The following is a 14,535-nucleotide window of genomic DNA, read 5'->3' as shown; positions in this document are numbered from 1 at the left end:
CGAACGTCGCGATGCACCTCGTCACGAGGCGCCCGCGCACGCCTCCTCCAGCAGGGTGAGCATGGCGGAAGGCGCGCTCGGCAGCGCGCGCTCCAGGTCGATGCGAGCGAAGTCGGCGGCGCGGCAGCGATCGAAGAAGCGCGCCACGACGGCCGGCGAGAGCGCCGCGAGCGAGCTCGCGACCGCGACGCCGGCCCGCTCGGCGAGGAGCGCGTTGAGCGTCTGCTCGTTGTGGCGGTCGTCGTAGAGCGCGAGCACGGGCTTGCCGGCGAGCACGCACTCGGCGAGGACGTTGCTGCCGGCGGTGGTCACGACCGCCGACGCGCCCTCGAGGTGACCGAGGAACGCGCCCTGATCGAAGGGGCGCGCCTCGACGCCGGGCACGTCGAGGCCCGGGTCGCCGAACGCGATGACGCGCCGGCCGTCGCGCGCGACGAGCTCGAGCACGCGGCGCGCGTCGCACTCGCTGAAATAACAGACGACGGCCCCGGGCTCGCCGGCGCGCGCGGGGGCGAGCCGGCGCTCGGGCCGCGCGACGAGGGTGCCCGGCGTCTCCGGCTCGATCGGCAGGAAGTGGACGGCGACGGCGCGGCGCGCCCGGCTGGAGGCCCAGGTCGTGCGCCGGCACGCGAGCACCCGCAGCCTCGGCAGCCCCTCGGGCAGGCGGCAGCGCGAGAAGACGAGATCGTGGCCGAGCGCGACGGCGGGGATCCCGAGCGCGCGCGCGGCGAGCAGCGACGGGACGTCGCCGTCGCTCACGATGGCGTCGGGCCGGAAGCCCGCCTGCTCGACGATCTCCTTCGCCAGGCGGCGCGGGAGCTCGATCACGCCCGCGAGCCCGCGGCGGATCGGCCGCACGAGGCGATGCTCCGGGAGCGCGCCGAGCAGGTCCGCCGCCTGGCCGCCGCCGTAGATCCGGAGCTCGTGGCCGCGCTCGCGGAGGGCTCCCAGGATCGGGAGCGCGCGGCTCGCGTGCCCGCGCCCGCGCCCGTGGACGTAGTAGCCGATCTTCGCCACGGGCCGTCAGCGCACCGGCGCGCCGCAGCCGCCGCGCGCGCGAGAGAGGGCCCGTCCCAGGATCACGCGCGGGCCCATGGCCGCCCGCGCGGGGGCCGCGCCGGCGAGCACGCCATTGCGGACCGCGATGATCACGAGCGCACGTCTCTGCTTCATCCCATTTCCCCGCGGATCGCCGCCGAGATCGCCGCCATGGCGGGGGTCTCGGCGCGAGCGCGGAGCGCCTCTACAACGGACGCCTCGCCGGCGGAACCCCGGAGGCGCGCTCGCCGCGCCGCCCCCGGGCGGCGCTCGCGTGGCGCGTACGACGTGGGCGACGCGTGTGACGCGTGCGATGCGCGCCACACGTACGTTGCGTGCGACACGTGCGATGCGTCATTTCTCGCTCCTCCAGACGGGCGACGTGCGCTTTGACTCCGCGCCAGCGCAGGGCTCCAATGACGCCCGCGACACGGCCCGCGCCGCACCATGACCGCCTCGAGCAGCCTTCATTCGACGGGATCCCAGGGACCTCGAAGCATCAGCTCGGCGGACGAGCGCCGCGCGATGGCGCGGGGCCTCCCCACGGCGCTCGTGACCTGGCCCACGTTCGCGGCGCTCGACGTGTTCGTGGTGCTGGCGGTGTTTCCGAGCGCCTCGGTCACCCGGCTGCTGCTCTACCGGCTGCTCGGCGAGGTCATCCTGCTCTGGCTGTACCTCCTCGCCCGGCGCGAGCAGACCTCGGCCGAGCTCCTCGACGCGGCGCACGTCTTCGCGGTCTGGAGCACGGGGGGGCTCATCTCCGTGATGGCGCTGGAGTTCGGGGATCTGACCTGGAACTACATGCACGGGCTGTCGATCGTGATGCTCGTCGACGCGACGATCCTGCCAACGCACTTCTCGCGATCGCTCCGGATGACGATCCCGGTGGCGCTCAGCTTCCCCATCATCATGGGCGCGGGGGCGTCCCTCGACCCGGCGCTCGCGGCGCAGTGGACGTCGCCGCGGTCGCTCGTGATCTTCACCTGCAACTACATCTTCGTGCTCGCCACCGCGATCCTGGTGTCGGCGGCGAGCCACGGCCTCTGGTCGGCGCGCCAGCAGGTCTACGAGGCCCGGAAGCTCGGCCGCTACCGGCTCGTGGCGCCGGTCGGCCGGGGCGGGCAGAACGAGGTGTGGCTCGCCTGGGACGAGTCGCTGCGCCGCGACGTGGCGCTGAAGCTGCTCCGCAGCGAGAGCAAGTCCGAGGGCGACGTGCGCAGCTTCGAGCGCGAGGCGCGCGCGACGAGCCGGCTCACGTCGCCGCACACGATCCGGATCTTCGATTTCGGCGCGAGCAGCGACGGCATCTTCTACATCGCGATGGAGCACCTGGCCGGCGCCGACCTGGCCACCCTGGTGCGCGATCACGGCCCGATGCCGCCCTCCCGGGTCGTCCACTTCGCGCGGCAGGCCTGCCTCTCGCTGGCGGAGGCGCACGACGCGGGCGTCATCCACCGCGACATCAAGCCCCACAACCTCTACATCACGCGCGTGGGCGACGAGCAGGACGTGCTCAAGGTGCTCGACTTCGGGATCGCGAAGCAGGTGAGCCTGGAGGGAGACGCGAGCATGACGGACGTCGGCGTGATCAAGGGAACGCCGACGTACATGTCCCCGGAGATGATCTCGGCCGGCGCCGTGGACGCCCGGAGCGACATCTACTCGCTCGGGGTCACGCTCTATTACCTGCTGACGGGCGTGGCCCCCTTCGACGGCCGGAGCTTCGGCAAGCTCGTCTACTCGCACCTGACGATGCCGCCGATCCCGCCGTCGCTGCGCGCGCCCTGGCCGCTGTCGTCGGAGCTGGAAGAGGTGGTGATGCGGTGCCTCGCCAAGCGGCCGGGCGACCGTTACCAGAGCGCGCGCGAGCTGCTCGCCGCGCTCGACGCATGCGAGCCGGCGCCAGCGTGGACGCCGGACGACGCAAGGAGCTTCTGGACGGCGCGCGCCGCGATGCCGCGCCCCGAGCCGCCGCCCCCGGATCCCGGCCCCACCGTGCGCCTGCGGCCCGAAAAAGCCGTGCCCGTGGCCTGAGGCGGCCAGGGCGAGCGGGGGCCTTCAGGCCTGGCCCGCCCCGAGCTGCGCGCCGTCGGGGAACCGCCTCGAGGGGGGCGGCGCTCGTCGAACGGACGCCGGAGGCTGCGCGTCCGCCTGGAGCGCGGGGCCCTTGTCGACCACGGGCATACGCAGCGGCGCGGGCGCGGGCGCTGGCGAGCGCCGCTCGCTCTGCGCCAGGACGAGCGTGTCGTGGAGCGCGCGAGCGCTCTCGTCCCACCCCTTGCACCCTGCGAGCGCCGAGATCCGCTCGGGATCGTAGGGCGCGTGCGCCGCGCGCGCCATGGCGCCGGCCAGGGCGGGGAGATCGCCGGGCGCGACGAGCTCGCCGAGCTCGGGGCGGCTGATCACGTCGGGGATGCCCCCGACCTGCGTCGCGACGACGCGTCGGCCCGACGCGAGCGACTCGATCACGACGTTGGGCGTGCCCTCGTGGTGGCTCGGCAGGACGAGCGCATCACAGGCGGCGACCCAGCGCGCCACCTCGTGGTGCGGCAGGCGTCCGGTCATCAGGACGCGCCCGCCGAGCCGCGCCGCCGCCGACCTGCAGGCCTGCTCGTCCGCGCCGCTCCCGACCAGGGCGAGGTCGACGTCGGGGTGCGCGGCGGCGACGCGCTCGAACGCGGCGATCGCGTCGAGCGCGCCCTTGTCGCGGAGCAGGTGGCCGACGTAGAGCAGCAGCCGGCGCTCCGCAGGGCGGCCCAGGGCGGCGCGGGCCTCGCGCCGGTCGCGCGGGTAGAACATGCCTCGATCGACGCCGTTCATGACGACATCGATGCGGTCGCGCGGGACGCCGAGCGCGTGCACCCCCTCGGCCAGCTGCTTGCTCACGGCGACGACGCGGGTCGCGCGCTGGAGACCCCACTCGAGCGAGGGCCTGACGGCCGGTTGCTGCGAGAGCACGTCGACGTCCGAGCCGTGCACCTTGACGACCGCCGGGACGCCGAGCAGCTCCGCGAGGCACACAGCGGCGAATCCGTCTGGATAGGCGAACGAGCCGACGATGACGTCCGGCGCCGGACGGTGGCGCGCCAGCTCGAAGAGCATGGACGCCGCATAGAGCGGGCCATTGAGATAGGGCGCCACCTTGGGCACGTAGAGGAATCGCGGGTGGCGCACCGGCAATCCCTCGATCACGTCCTCGCGAGGCGCGTCGCTCGACATGGACCACCGGGAGAACCTGGAAGCCCCCGGAAACCAGGGGATCGTCGCGAAGACGTCAATATCGCAATACCTCGAGAGCGCGGCGAACTGTCGCCGGTTGAACGGCGCCTGTCCCGGGTTCGTCGCGTTCGGGAAGATCTTGGTGATAAGCAGGACGCGCATACCTCTGCTCCTTCGGACTCGCCCGCTCGGCTCGACGGAAATCCTCCGATCAGCGGAGCACCTCGTCGCGCGGTCGAGCGGTGGCGAGCAGAGAACATGCCACTCAGAGAAAGCTGGAAACGAGGCAAGGAATGGGAGCGACGTGCCCAGACGAGCGATGAACGAACAGCCACGACGCCCCAGCGAGACAAATTGCCACGCGCCGTGGGTGACTTCGGCGGACGAGGTGGGCAAACACCGCGCAGCGCTTCCGAGCGCGGCATTTGCAGCGGGAACGGTATTTACAAAGAGAGCTTCGCGACGAACGCGTCGCCCTGGCCTGCGCTCGCGAGCGCCCCTTGACCGAAGTTGATGGCGCCGTAGAAGCGGCCGGCGATCAGCACGCTCGCGCCTGAGCCCGCCGCCACGTCGAGGCCGACCTGCGTCTGGACGTCGCCGAACAGCTTGCTGAAGACGTGATCGCCGGAGGCGCCGAGCTTGACCAGGTAGACATCGGTCTTTCCTCGGCTCGTCAGCGGCCCTCCGCCGAAGTCCGCCGAGCCGAACAGCGGACCCGCGAGCAGGAGATTGCCGGCGGAGTCCACCGCGACGCTCGCGCGCGCCCCGGTCTCGAAATCGGTGAGCAGCTGGTCCTCGGCGTCGCCGAAGCGCCGGCTCATGAGGTGCGCTCCGGCGCCGGAGAGCCTGGCGACGAACAGATCCCGCCCGCCGGCGCTCACCAGCGGATCGCCGCCGAGGTCGATGGTCGACGCGAACGTGCCCGTGAGCGCCACGTCGCCCGTCGCCGGGTGGACCGCGACGTCGTGGGCCTCGTCCGCCTCGGCGCCGCCGAACCGGGCGCTCCAGACGTGGTCGCCGGAAGGACGGAGCTTGGCGAGGAAGATGTCGGAGAGGCCGGCGCTCTCGAGCGGCCCGCCGCCGAGATCGATGGATCCCTCGAAATACCCCGCGACGAGCAGGTTGCCGTCGGCGTCGGCCGCGATCCCGTGGGCGTAGTCGTCGCCCTCGCCGCCGGCGCGCGTGGCGAGGAGCGTCCGGCCGTCGTCCGAGGCGAGGCGCAGCACGAAGGCGTCGCGCATGCCCGCGCTCGTGAGCTCGCCGGCGCCGAAGTCGACGGCGCCGTGGTAGCCGCCCGCCACGAGGACGTTGCCCGCCGCGTCGACGGCGATGCGGTCGCAGCGATCCGCGCCGGATCCGCCGAAGATCCTGCTCCAGATGTGCTCGCCGCCGCCGCCCAGCTTGACGACGAAGACATCGTCGCTCCCGTGCGACGCGAGCTCGCCGCCGCCGAGATCGACGCGGCCGAAGGCGCGGCCCGCCACGAGGACGCTGCCCGCCGCGTCGACCGCGAGCGCCATCGCGAACTGGTTGCCGTCGCCCGGGAACAGCTTGCTCCAGACGTGCGCGCCGAACCTGTCGAACTTCGCCACGAAGGCGTCCGTGCCGGTGGCCGTGAGCGGGCCGCCGCCGAGATCGACGGTCCCCTCCAGCTGGCCGACCACGATCACGTTGCCGTCCGCGTCGAACGCGACGGAGCGGGCGTACTGGCCGTTCGCGTCGCCGAAGCCGCGGCTCCACACGTCCTCGCAGGCGGGCGTCGCGCCGTCGCAGTCCTCGTCGTCGGGCGTGTCGCACGCGTCGAACGCGGGCAGGACCTCGCCCATGCACGGGCCCCACGACGTGCCCTCCGCGTTGCAGACGCGCGTGCCGGCCGCGCAGCGCCCGACGCCGTCCGTCCCCCCCGGGCCCGTGTAACACGCCTCCTCCGCGCCGGGCGTACACACGCAGCCGGGACAGCCGCAGTCGAGGCCGCTGCACGCGGCCGGCGCGAGCTCCGCGATCCAGGCGGCGACACACGCGAGCTCCTCGGACGAGTACGGGGCCCCGCCGAGCGGCATGCGCGCGCCGCACGAGGGCGCGTCGGTGAGCCGCACGTAGAGCGCGCTCTCCTCCGGCCGATCGGGGTCGGCGAGCACGCCGGCGCAGTTCGTGGCCGGGCGGCCGGCGACGCGATCGCCGACGCCGAGCGTGACGAGGTCGAGGCCCGCCGCGGGCTCGCCCGGCCCGTGGCAGCCCCCGCCGCCGCACCGCTCGGCGAACACCGCGGGCACGTCGGCGCACGCGGCCTGCGGGTCGCGGTCCCGCCGGTCGAACCGCTCCTGGTCGTCGATCGTCCCAGGACACCCCGCGAGCAGCGGCAAGGCCGGCGCGACGAGCGCCGCCGCCGTCACCGCCGTCGCCGCCGTGAAGCGCCCGCCGCGACGGGCAGACACGGCGCGCGCCGCGCGCGCTGAGCGCACCTCACTCCCCATGATAAGCCACCCCCAGGTGAACGCTGAAGAGCTGGTCGAGCGCCCCGCCAGCGATGTACGTGTCCTCTGGCTCGGAGTCGAAGTCGTAGAAGAACCGCGCGTACGACGCGCCGGCGCGCGCCTCGAGCCCCGGCGCGAACGGGGCGGCGACCGCGACGCGGAGATCGACGCCTCCGGCGCTCGGCGCGCGGAAATGAGAGGCGAGGGCTCCCATCGAGAGGGGCGCCTGAACCCCTCCCCCGGCCTCCAGCGCGACCGGGCCGACCGGCAATCGCCCGTCCACCCCCACGCGCAAGGCGACGTAAGACACCGACGCGGCGTCGCGCGACGGGTCGCCCGTCGACTCGATATCGAAGTCGGTCCAGCGGAGTCCGCCGCTCGCGAACAGGACCGGCCCGTCCTGCCCGGCGAGGCGGTAACGGCCCCGGAGGCCCGCGTGGAGCCGGCTCCACGAGGTCGATACGCCCGCTCCGCCGGCGCCCTCCGAGTCGAGGCCGAGCGCGCGAGCGTACGAGAGCTCGACGCCGAGGTCGCGGAGCACCGGGACGGCGCTTCGCGCGAACGGGTACAGCTCGCCCCGGAGGGACGGCATGGGCACGCCCAGCACCTCGTAGGTGCGGAGGTTGTCGGAGAGCAGATCGCTATAGGACAGCGTACGACCCGCGATCTCGAGATCGACACCCGCGCTGAAGAGCGCCGTCCCCGCGGCGGGGGGGCGGGCGCCTTCGCGCTCGGCGCGATCGGCGACGGGATCGGCGAGCGCCGAGCCTGGCGCCAGGAGCATCGACAGCGCCGAGAGCGCCGCGCCGAGCAGCGCGGCCGCAGAAGAGCGGCGCGCGCTGCGCCGCGGCGCCCGAGGAGAGAGAGGAGCGACAGGACAGGCGAGCGTTCGCCTTTGCATTGGGCGCGAGCATAGTCGCTCCGTACACCGCAGGTCGAGCCGCCTTCGAAGGCCGGAGTCCGCGGCAACGCCGTAAGACACGCGCGCACGGGATGATCACATCGGCCCCGTGCTCCCACTTGATTCGGCGGCTCCGAGCGCGGCTCCTATCCGGGAGCGACGGTTTGCCATACGCTCCTTGAAGATGGCGAGATGGCGCGCCACGCACACGGCCGCGCCCCGCACGCTGCACGGAGGGGAACGCGCCGTGCCCTGCTCGCGCTCGCCGACGAGGCACCATGGCTGAACCAAGAGCTCTCCGCTGGCCCATCGGCCTGCTCCTCCTCGCCTCCTGCTCAGGGCAGTTCGGCGATCTCCCCGCGAGCGACGACAACGACGACGGCGAGGCGACGGCGCCGCTCTGCGACTCCATCGAGCCAGGCGAGTCGCCGCTCCGCCGCATGACACGGGTGGAGTACGACAATACGATACTCGATCTCCTCGGCGACGACAGCCGCCCTGCGAGGGGCTTCGTGCCCGAGGAGGAGTCGCTCGGCTTCAACAACCAGGCGGCGGCGCTCGTCGTGAGCCCGCTGCTCGCGGAGCAGTACATGACCGCCGCCGAGGGCGTCGCGGCGCGCGCGGCGGGCAAGCTGCTCGGCGAGGCGCCCTCGTGCCGCGGGGCCGCGGCGGGCGCCGCGTGCCGCGGCGAGATCGCGGCGCTCATCGCGTCGCTCGGCAAGCGGGCGTTCCGCCGGCCCCTCGCCGAGGACGAGGTCGCCGAGCTCGCGGCGCTCTTCGACCGCGGGCTCGGCCTCGGGGAGACGCCCGACGACGCGTCGACCGGCCTCTCGCTCGTCGTCCAGGCGATGCTCCAGTCGCCGCACTTCCTCTACCGCGTCGAGCTCGGCATGCCGGATCCGGTGGAGGGCGACGTCGTGCCGCTCACCTCGTACGAGATCGCCTCGCGGCTCTCGTACCTCCTCTGGGGCACCATGCCAGACGACGCGCTCTTCGCGGCCGCCGAGAAAGGGGCGCTCGGCACCGCCGAGGAGATCGCGGCGCAGGCGCGGCGCATGCTGGACGATCCGCGGGCGCGCGAGGCCGCGAAGAACTTCCACCGCCAGTGGCTCGGGCTCTCGAAGATCGACGAGATCGCCGCGGGCGGGAGGGACCCGGAGCTCTACCCCGAGTACCGGGACGAGCTCCTGCCGCTGTTCCAGGCCGAGACCGAGGCGTTCCTGGATCACGCGATCTTCGAGGAGGACGCGAGCGTGAGCGCGCTGTTCACGGCGTCCTATTCGATGATGAACCGGGAGCTCGCCGAGCTCTACGGCGTCAAGGGAGGCCCGAAGGGCGAGGCGTTCGAGCGGGTGGAGCTCGATCCGTCGCAGCGCGCCGGCTTCCTGACGCACGCCGGGCTGCTCTCGCTCTATGCGAAGCCGAACCGGTCCTCGCCGGTGCACCGCGGCCGGTTCGTGCGCCAGAGCCTGCTCTGCCAGATCCCGCCGCCGCCGCCGGACGTGGTCCCGGAGCCGCCGATGGTCGACCGGACGAAGACGACGCGCGAGCAGTTCTCGCAGCACGTGTCCGACCCGGGCTGCAGGAGCTGCCACACGCTGCTCGACCCGATCGGGTTCGGCTTCGAGCACTACGACGCGCTCGGCCGCTGGCGGGACGCCGAGAACGGCATCCCTGTCGACGCCAGCGGCGAGCTCACGCAGACCGACATCGACGGGCCGTTCGACGGGGCGGTCGAGCTCGCGCACCGGCTCGCGGAGAGCGAGCAGGTGCGCGCGTGCGTCGTGAAGCAGTGGTTCCGCTTCGGCTACGGCCGCGCCGAGCAGCGCGAGGACGCCTGCAGCCTCTCGCAGGCGACGGAGGCGTTCGAGGCGTCCCGGTACAACGTCAGGGCGCTGCTCGTGGCGCTCACCCAGACCGACGCGTTCCGCTACCGGCGCGAGATCGACGTGGGAGACGACGCAGGGGGGGCCTCGGAGAGCGCCCCGGGAGGAGAGCCTTGATGAAGCCGTACCGACTCAGCCGCCGCGCCGTGCTCAGGGGCCTCGGCGGCGCGGCGCTCGCGCTGCCCTTCCTCGAGGTGATGGGCTGCTCGAAGCGGCTCGCGCCGGCGTCGGAGCAGACGGGGCGGGCCGCGTTCGGGCTCGAGTTCCCGAAGCGATTCATCGTGCTCTACACGCCGAACGGGACCGTCCCGCCGGACTTCTGGCCGTCGTCCTCGACGTTCCAGGACGGCGAGGAGCTGTCGCCCATCCTGGCGCCGCTCAAGGACCACAACAGGGATCTGCTGGTCCTCGGCAACGTGAGCGCGCTGTCGGCGCTGACGGGGCCGGGCGACGCGCACCAGAAGGGCACGGGGCAGTGCCTGACCGCGCGCGCGATGCAGGAGGGCGACTTCCCCGGCGACGCCGGGCTGTCGTGCGGCTGGGCCGACGGCATCTCGCTCGACCAGGAGATCGCGAACCACATCGGCACGAAGACCAAGTTCCTCTCGCTCGAGCTCGGCGTGCTCGTGTACGGGGCGACCGTGGGCGCGCGCCTCGCGTACCGCGGGCCGGCGCAGCCGCTGCCGCCCGAGAACAGCCCGTACGCCGCGTTCGACAGGCTCTTCTCCGACCTGTCGGTCGCGCCCGCCGACGCGACGCGGAAGACCGAGCAGCGCAGGGCGGTGCTCGGCAAGGTGGCCTCGGACTACGACCGGCTGCGCAAGCGGCTGGGCGCCGCGGATCGGCAGAAGCTCGACGGGCACCTCGCGTCGGTGGAGGACATCGCGTCGCGCCTCGATCGCAGCTCGGCGCCGACCTCACCGGCGTGCGCCGCGCCGGCGCTGACGCCGGATCTCGACGTCGACAAGGTCGCCAGCATGCCGGAGCTCTGCCGGCTCCAGCTGGATCTCATCGCGATGTCCCTCGCCTGCGATCTGACGCGGGTCGCGAGCCTGCACTTCACGAACTCCGCGACGACCAAGGTGCTGAGCTTCCTCGGGCCGGACATCACCGAGGGCCACCACCCGATGGCGCACAACGGCTACGCCGATCAGGTGAACCGCGAGCGGCTCACCAGGATCAGCCGCTTCTACGCCGAGCAGCTCGCGTACCTGATCGCCAAGCTGAAGAGCATGCCGGAGGGCGACGGCACGGTCTTCGACAACACGGTGATCTTCTGGACCAACGAGCACGCGGACGGCAATCACCTGCGCAAGAACATCCCTTATGTCGTCGCCGGGAGCGCAGGAGGTTATTTCAAGACGGGCCGATACCTCGTCCAGCAGAAGGAGGTCGCGCACAACAACCTGCTCCTGTCGCTGCTGCACGCGATGGGCATCGAGGCCGACACGTTCGGCGACCCGGACTTCTGCACAGGACCGCTGACAGGGATGATCTGACGGCGGCCTGCCGGCCGCGCTCGCCGGCGCGAGGCGCAGGTTCGTGTGCGAACGCCGCCGTGGACCGCGGCGGGCCCCTCAGAACCGGCCACCGAATCCGGTCGGGCGGCCCTCGCCGGCGGCTCCCTGGCCCGCCCCCACCTGCTCGGGATAGGGCTCGTGCAAGAGGAGGAGGCCGGCCGACAAGGCCGCCGCGACGACCGCCCCGGCGCCGGCGATCCACACCCACGACGGCGTCCCGCCGCGCTTCTCGGCCGGCACCAGGCCGACGCGGACGCTGCTCAGCGCCTCGTCCTGAATCCGTATCTGGGCCTGGTAGGGCACCTTCCCCGGCGCCGTCACCCTCACCACGTGACGGCCGCTCGGCACGATGCCCTCCCACTGCCCTTCCCCCAGGAACTCGCCGTCGAGCGCAAGGCGATCGCCCGGAGAGGCAACGATGGAGAGCCTGCCGCCGTTCATCGGCCGCGCCAGCCGGACGTCGAGCGCCAGCTGCGCGCCAGGGGCCACGCTCTCCACGCGGAGGTGCTCCTTGAACCCCGGCTTGAAGACACGGATTCGCCTCGTGCCGGCGTCGACGATCACCTTGCCCGGGAGCGGCGTCTTCCCGATCGGCTCGCCGTCGATCGTCACCTCCGCGTCCCGCTCGCTCACGGCGATGTCCAGGTGACCGACGAGGGCGCTGGCGTCCCGCTCGACCTCGGCGATCGTCGCCCAGTCCTCCGGGAGCAGGACGCCGCGGTCCTCCTGCTTCAACCTCTCCACCAGCGCAAGGAGCTGGCTGTACCGGTGCATCTTGGACGTGCAGGCGATCATGTTCCAGAGGAGGCGCGCGTCCTTCGAGCTCTCGTAGGCGCTCTGGAACTTGAGGAAGGCGCTGGCAAAGTCGCCGTTGCGAAAGAGCTCCTTGCCGGACTCGTAATCGGCCCTGGCCTCACCGCTCAGCCGCTCGCGGGCGGGCGCAGAAGCAGCCTCGCCCGGCGCGGAAGGGGCCGGCGCGGGCGCGGCCGGCGCAGGAGCCGCTGGCGCGGGCGCGGCCGGCGCGGGAGCCGCCGCAGGGGCGGGCTGGGGTCGCTGCGCGGCCGCGCCGCCGGCCGTGGTCAACACCACGATGGCGACCGCTGGCGCGAGCCCCGTCGCCGGGCGGCGCGAACGCACCGGCGCCTCGCCTGCATCCGGATGGAATGCGGGGTGCAGCGGATCGGAGGCCGGTGGTTCCTGTCTCATCTGAGCGGTGGTTCCAAGGGATTCTTCCCTCCGGGCGCCGACGGCGCCTTCGGCGTCGCCGACGCGCTCGTGGCCGGGGGCGCGCGCCGGCCCTCGAGCGCCGCCCCGGAGGGCGCCGCGTCGTTGGCCGGCACGACGACCGGGGAGACCGGCGGCTGCTGCGGCGGCAAGGCGTCACGGACCGCCGGCGGCGGCTCGGGCGCGATCAGCGGGTCCGCGCCGCGCGCCGCGGTGTCCTGACGCGCGCGCCGCGGCGCCGTGTCGTCCCGCGAGGCCGCCGCGGCCTGCAGCGCCGCCGCCTCCGGCGCTCTGCCGGGCAACGCGACCGCGCCCCACAGGGCGAGCGCGAGCGCGGCGATCACGACCGCCCCGAGCGCCGCCCCGAGGATCCTGCGCGACCCGGGCCGCGCGGACGTTCGCGTGAGCCCCTGCGTCGTGGGAAGGAGGCTCGCCATCGCGCCGGACGGGGCGCTCGGAGGGCCGTTGGCCGTCACGAGCCGCGGCGGCGGCACCGAACCGGTCGGCGGCACGGTCGCCTGCGCCGCCGCCCCGAGGATCCGCGCGGCGCGCTCCGCCCGCTCCTGCCCGCCCGCCGCCGCGAAGGGCACCAGCGCGCGCGCCAGGTCGGCGACGGTCTGCGGCCGCCGGGCCGGATCCTTCTGGAGGCAATGGAGGATCACGGCCTCGAGCCCCGGTGGGATGTCGCTCCTGAGCGCGGTGGGCGGGCTCGGCTCGGCGCTCGCGACCTGCAGCACGAGCTCGGCGAGCGCCGGGGCATCGAACGGCGGCTGCCCTACCAGGAGGCGGTAGAGCAGCGCGCCGAGCGCCCACACGTCGGAGCGGGCGTCGACCGAGCGCGACGACCGCATCTGCTCCGGGGACATGTAATTGGGCGAGCCGAGCATCTCCCGCGTCTGCGTCAACGACGCGCCGACGCCCTCGGTGCTGCCCGGCACCTCCTTCGAGATCCCGAAGTCGAGGACCTTGATCAGCGTCGCCCCGCCGGGCGTCGTCGAGAGGAAGAGGTTCGCCGGCTTGAGATCGCGGTGCACGATGCCCGCGGCGTGCGCCTCGGCCATCGCCAGGCAGGCCTGCAGGACGTAGTCGGCCGCGTCCACGACGCTGAGCGTGCCGCGGGCGCGGAGCACATCGGAGAGATCTTCGCCCTCCAGGTACTCCATCACGATGTACGGGATGCCCGAGCCGAGCTCGCCGACGTCGAACACCCGCACGACGTGCTCGCCCTTGAGGCGGACCACCGCGCGCGCCTCGCGGAGAAACCGCTGCACGAGCGCCGGGCTCTCCGTGCTGAGAAGGAGCTTGATCGCGACGCGCTGCGGGAGGAACAGGTGGCTCGCCGCGACAACGATGCCCATGCCGCCTCGGCCCACGACGCGATCGACCCGGTACTTGCCGGCGATGACGTCTCCTTCGACGACAGGTGGCTTCATGGGAGCTCCGTGCTTCACGCCCGGCCACGGGGCGCGCCGCCATCCGAGCCTGCTGTGGTCGACGGTAGCACAGGTGCCCCCCGACCGGTCCATCGACGGAGGCGTGCCCTCGTCTGCGATCGCCGGTCGGAGGGCGATACGATACGACGATGAAGCGCTCACCTCGATGTATCTCAATGGCGGTAGGCTCGCTCGCGCTGCTCGTCCAGAGCGCGTGCGGCGGCGCGGTGATCATGGACGGCGGAGGAGACGGGGCCGGCGGCGCGGGCAGCACGACCGGCCAGGGCAGCACGACCGGCCAGGGCAACACGAGCGGCCAGGGCAGCCCGGATGGCCCGGATGGCCCGATCTCCACGACGAGCTCGGTCGCGCCGTCGCCCACGACCTCGGGCGGCGCGGGCCGCCAGGTGAGCGCGATCGTCTTCGGCGACTCGACCGTGACCTTCCGTATCGCCACCCTGGCCCTGTCCTGCAGCGATCCCGACGCGAACCCCACGTACGAGCCCTGCAGCGACTGGTGGGACCTCGAGCTCACCATGCCCGAGTCGATGCTCGCCGTGGGCGAGGTGGACACGGCGAGCGGAGATCTCACGATCTTCGGGACGTCCTCTCGCGCGGACTGCAGCAGCACGGGGGCCGTCAGCGGCGGCGGCAACACAGGCTTCGGCAGGCTCACCATCACGGCGATCGACCCGAGATCGGTCAGCTTCGAGCTCTCCGACGTGGGTCCCGTGTTCGTCGACGAGGACCCGAACGGCCGCTACGTCGCGCCCCGGTGCGCCCCGCGGTAGCGCCGCGCTGCCCAACGACGGATCGGCTGGCGAGACACCGATGGATCCC

Annotated in this window: 11 protein-coding genes; 4 read left to right on the top strand and 7 right to left on the bottom strand. The window is 73.1% G+C overall.

Annotated features, from left to right (window positions below; all coding sequences use genetic code 11):
* Positions 1–21: 21 nt before the first annotated feature.
* Both WME97_RS05680 and WME97_RS05675 read right to left on the bottom strand, forming a co-directional pair.
* Positions 22–1,017 (bottom strand): glycosyltransferase family protein, encoded by a 996-nt coding sequence (locus WME97_RS05680; protein WP_437550032.1) that lies wholly within the window; start codon positions 1,015–1,017, stop codon positions 22–24.
* A gap of 6 nt (positions 1,018–1,023) precedes the next feature.
* Complete coding sequence (locus tag WME97_RS05675; RefSeq protein ID WP_437550031.1) at positions 1,024–1,173, bottom strand: hypothetical protein; 150 nt, start codon at positions 1,171–1,173, stop codon at positions 1,024–1,026.
* Between the two features lie 390 nt (positions 1,174–1,563).
* Between WME97_RS05675 and WME97_RS05670 the strand changes: the two genes are divergently transcribed.
* On the top strand, positions 1,564–3,072 hold the full coding sequence (locus tag WME97_RS05670) for a serine/threonine-protein kinase (RefSeq protein ID WP_437550029.1): 1,509 nt from the start codon (positions 1,564–1,566) through the stop codon (positions 3,070–3,072).
* A gap of 24 nt (positions 3,073–3,096) precedes the next feature.
* Here WME97_RS05670 and WME97_RS05665 read toward each other — a convergent pair whose 3' ends face one another.
* The 3 genes from WME97_RS05665 to WME97_RS05655 all read right to left on the bottom strand — a co-directional run bounded on the left by WME97_RS05665 (position 3,097) and on the right by WME97_RS05655 (position 7,632).
* Positions 3,097–4,419, bottom strand: a complete 1,323-nt coding sequence (locus WME97_RS05665; protein WP_437550027.1) for a glycosyltransferase family 4 protein — start codon at positions 4,417–4,419, stop codon at positions 3,097–3,099.
* Between the two features lie 281 nt (positions 4,420–4,700).
* On the bottom strand, positions 4,701–6,692 hold the full coding sequence (locus WME97_RS05660) for an SBBP repeat-containing protein (protein ID WP_437550025.1): 1,992 nt from the start codon (positions 6,690–6,692) through the stop codon (positions 4,701–4,703).
* A gap of 28 nt (positions 6,693–6,720) precedes the next feature.
* Positions 6,721–7,632, bottom strand: coding sequence for a hypothetical protein (locus WME97_RS05655; RefSeq protein ID WP_437550024.1), 912 nt, complete (start codon positions 7,630–7,632; stop codon positions 6,721–6,723).
* A 278-nt stretch (positions 7,633–7,910) separates the two neighbouring features.
* On the opposite strand from WME97_RS05655, the gene WME97_RS05650 reads away from it, so the two are divergent.
* Positions 7,911–9,635 (top strand): DUF1592 domain-containing protein, encoded by a 1,725-nt coding sequence (locus tag WME97_RS05650; RefSeq protein WP_437550022.1) that lies wholly within the window; start codon positions 7,911–7,913, stop codon positions 9,633–9,635.
* The gene (locus WME97_RS05645; protein ID WP_437550020.1) at positions 9,635–11,017 is read left to right on the top strand and encodes a DUF1552 domain-containing protein; all 1,383 of its coding nucleotides are present in this window, start codon (positions 9,635–9,637) and stop codon (positions 11,015–11,017) included. The genes WME97_RS05650 and WME97_RS05645 overlap by 1 nt, the downstream gene beginning before the upstream one ends.
* Before the next feature lie 78 nt (positions 11,018–11,095).
* Here WME97_RS05645 and WME97_RS05640 read toward each other — a convergent pair whose 3' ends face one another.
* Together WME97_RS05640 and WME97_RS05635 are read right to left on the bottom strand one after the other, a co-directional pair.
* Complete coding sequence (locus WME97_RS05640) at positions 11,096–12,175, bottom strand: PEGA domain-containing protein (protein ID WP_437550019.1); 1,080 nt, start codon at positions 12,173–12,175, stop codon at positions 11,096–11,098.
* Positions 12,176–12,240: 65 nt separating this feature from the next.
* Positions 12,241–13,695 (bottom strand): protein kinase domain-containing protein, encoded by a 1,455-nt coding sequence (locus WME97_RS05635; protein WP_437550017.1) that lies wholly within the window; start codon positions 13,693–13,695, stop codon positions 12,241–12,243.
* Between the two features lie 176 nt (positions 13,696–13,871).
* Here WME97_RS05635 and WME97_RS05630 point away from each other — a divergent pair, with 176 nt between their 5' ends.
* On the top strand, positions 13,872–14,486 hold the full coding sequence (locus WME97_RS05630; RefSeq protein WP_437550015.1) for a hypothetical protein: 615 nt from the start codon (positions 13,872–13,874) through the stop codon (positions 14,484–14,486).
* Positions 14,487–14,535 lie beyond the last annotated feature (49 nt).

Source organism: Sorangium sp. So ce367, from assembly GCF_051520455.1.
Classification (GTDB): domain Bacteria; phylum Myxococcota_A; class Polyangia; order Polyangiales; family Polyangiaceae; genus Sorangium; species Sorangium cellulosum_B.
Note: the sequence above shows the minus strand (reverse complement) of the source record. Positions and strands in the feature narration are given on the sequence as shown.

Excerpts from the sequence above, each read along its gene's own strand:
- WME97_RS05665 (WP_437550027.1), bottom strand. The coding sequence starts at position 4,419 with ATGCGCGTCCTGCTTATCACCAAGATCTTCCCGAACGCGACGAACCCG.
- WME97_RS05645 (WP_437550020.1), top strand. The coding sequence starts at position 9,635 with ATGAAGCCGTACCGACTCAGCCGCCGCGCCGTGCTCAGGGGCCTCGGC.
- WME97_RS05655 (WP_437550024.1), bottom strand. The coding sequence starts at position 7,632 with ATGCAAAGGCGAACGCTCGCCTGTCCTGTCGCTCCTCTCTCTCCTCGG.
- WME97_RS05630 (WP_437550015.1), top strand. The coding sequence starts at position 13,872 with ATGGCGGTAGGCTCGCTCGCGCTGCTCGTCCAGAGCGCGTGCGGCGGC.
- WME97_RS05650 (WP_437550022.1), top strand. The coding sequence starts at position 7,911 with ATGGCTGAACCAAGAGCTCTCCGCTGGCCCATCGGCCTGCTCCTCCTC.
- WME97_RS05675 (WP_437550031.1), bottom strand. The coding sequence starts at position 1,173 with ATGAAGCAGAGACGTGCGCTCGTGATCATCGCGGTCCGCAATGGCGTG.
- WME97_RS05635 (WP_437550017.1), bottom strand. The coding sequence starts at position 13,695 with ATGAAGCCACCTGTCGTCGAAGGAGACGTCATCGCCGGCAAGTACCGG.
- WME97_RS05670 (WP_437550029.1), top strand. The coding sequence starts at position 1,564 with ATGGCGCGGGGCCTCCCCACGGCGCTCGTGACCTGGCCCACGTTCGCG.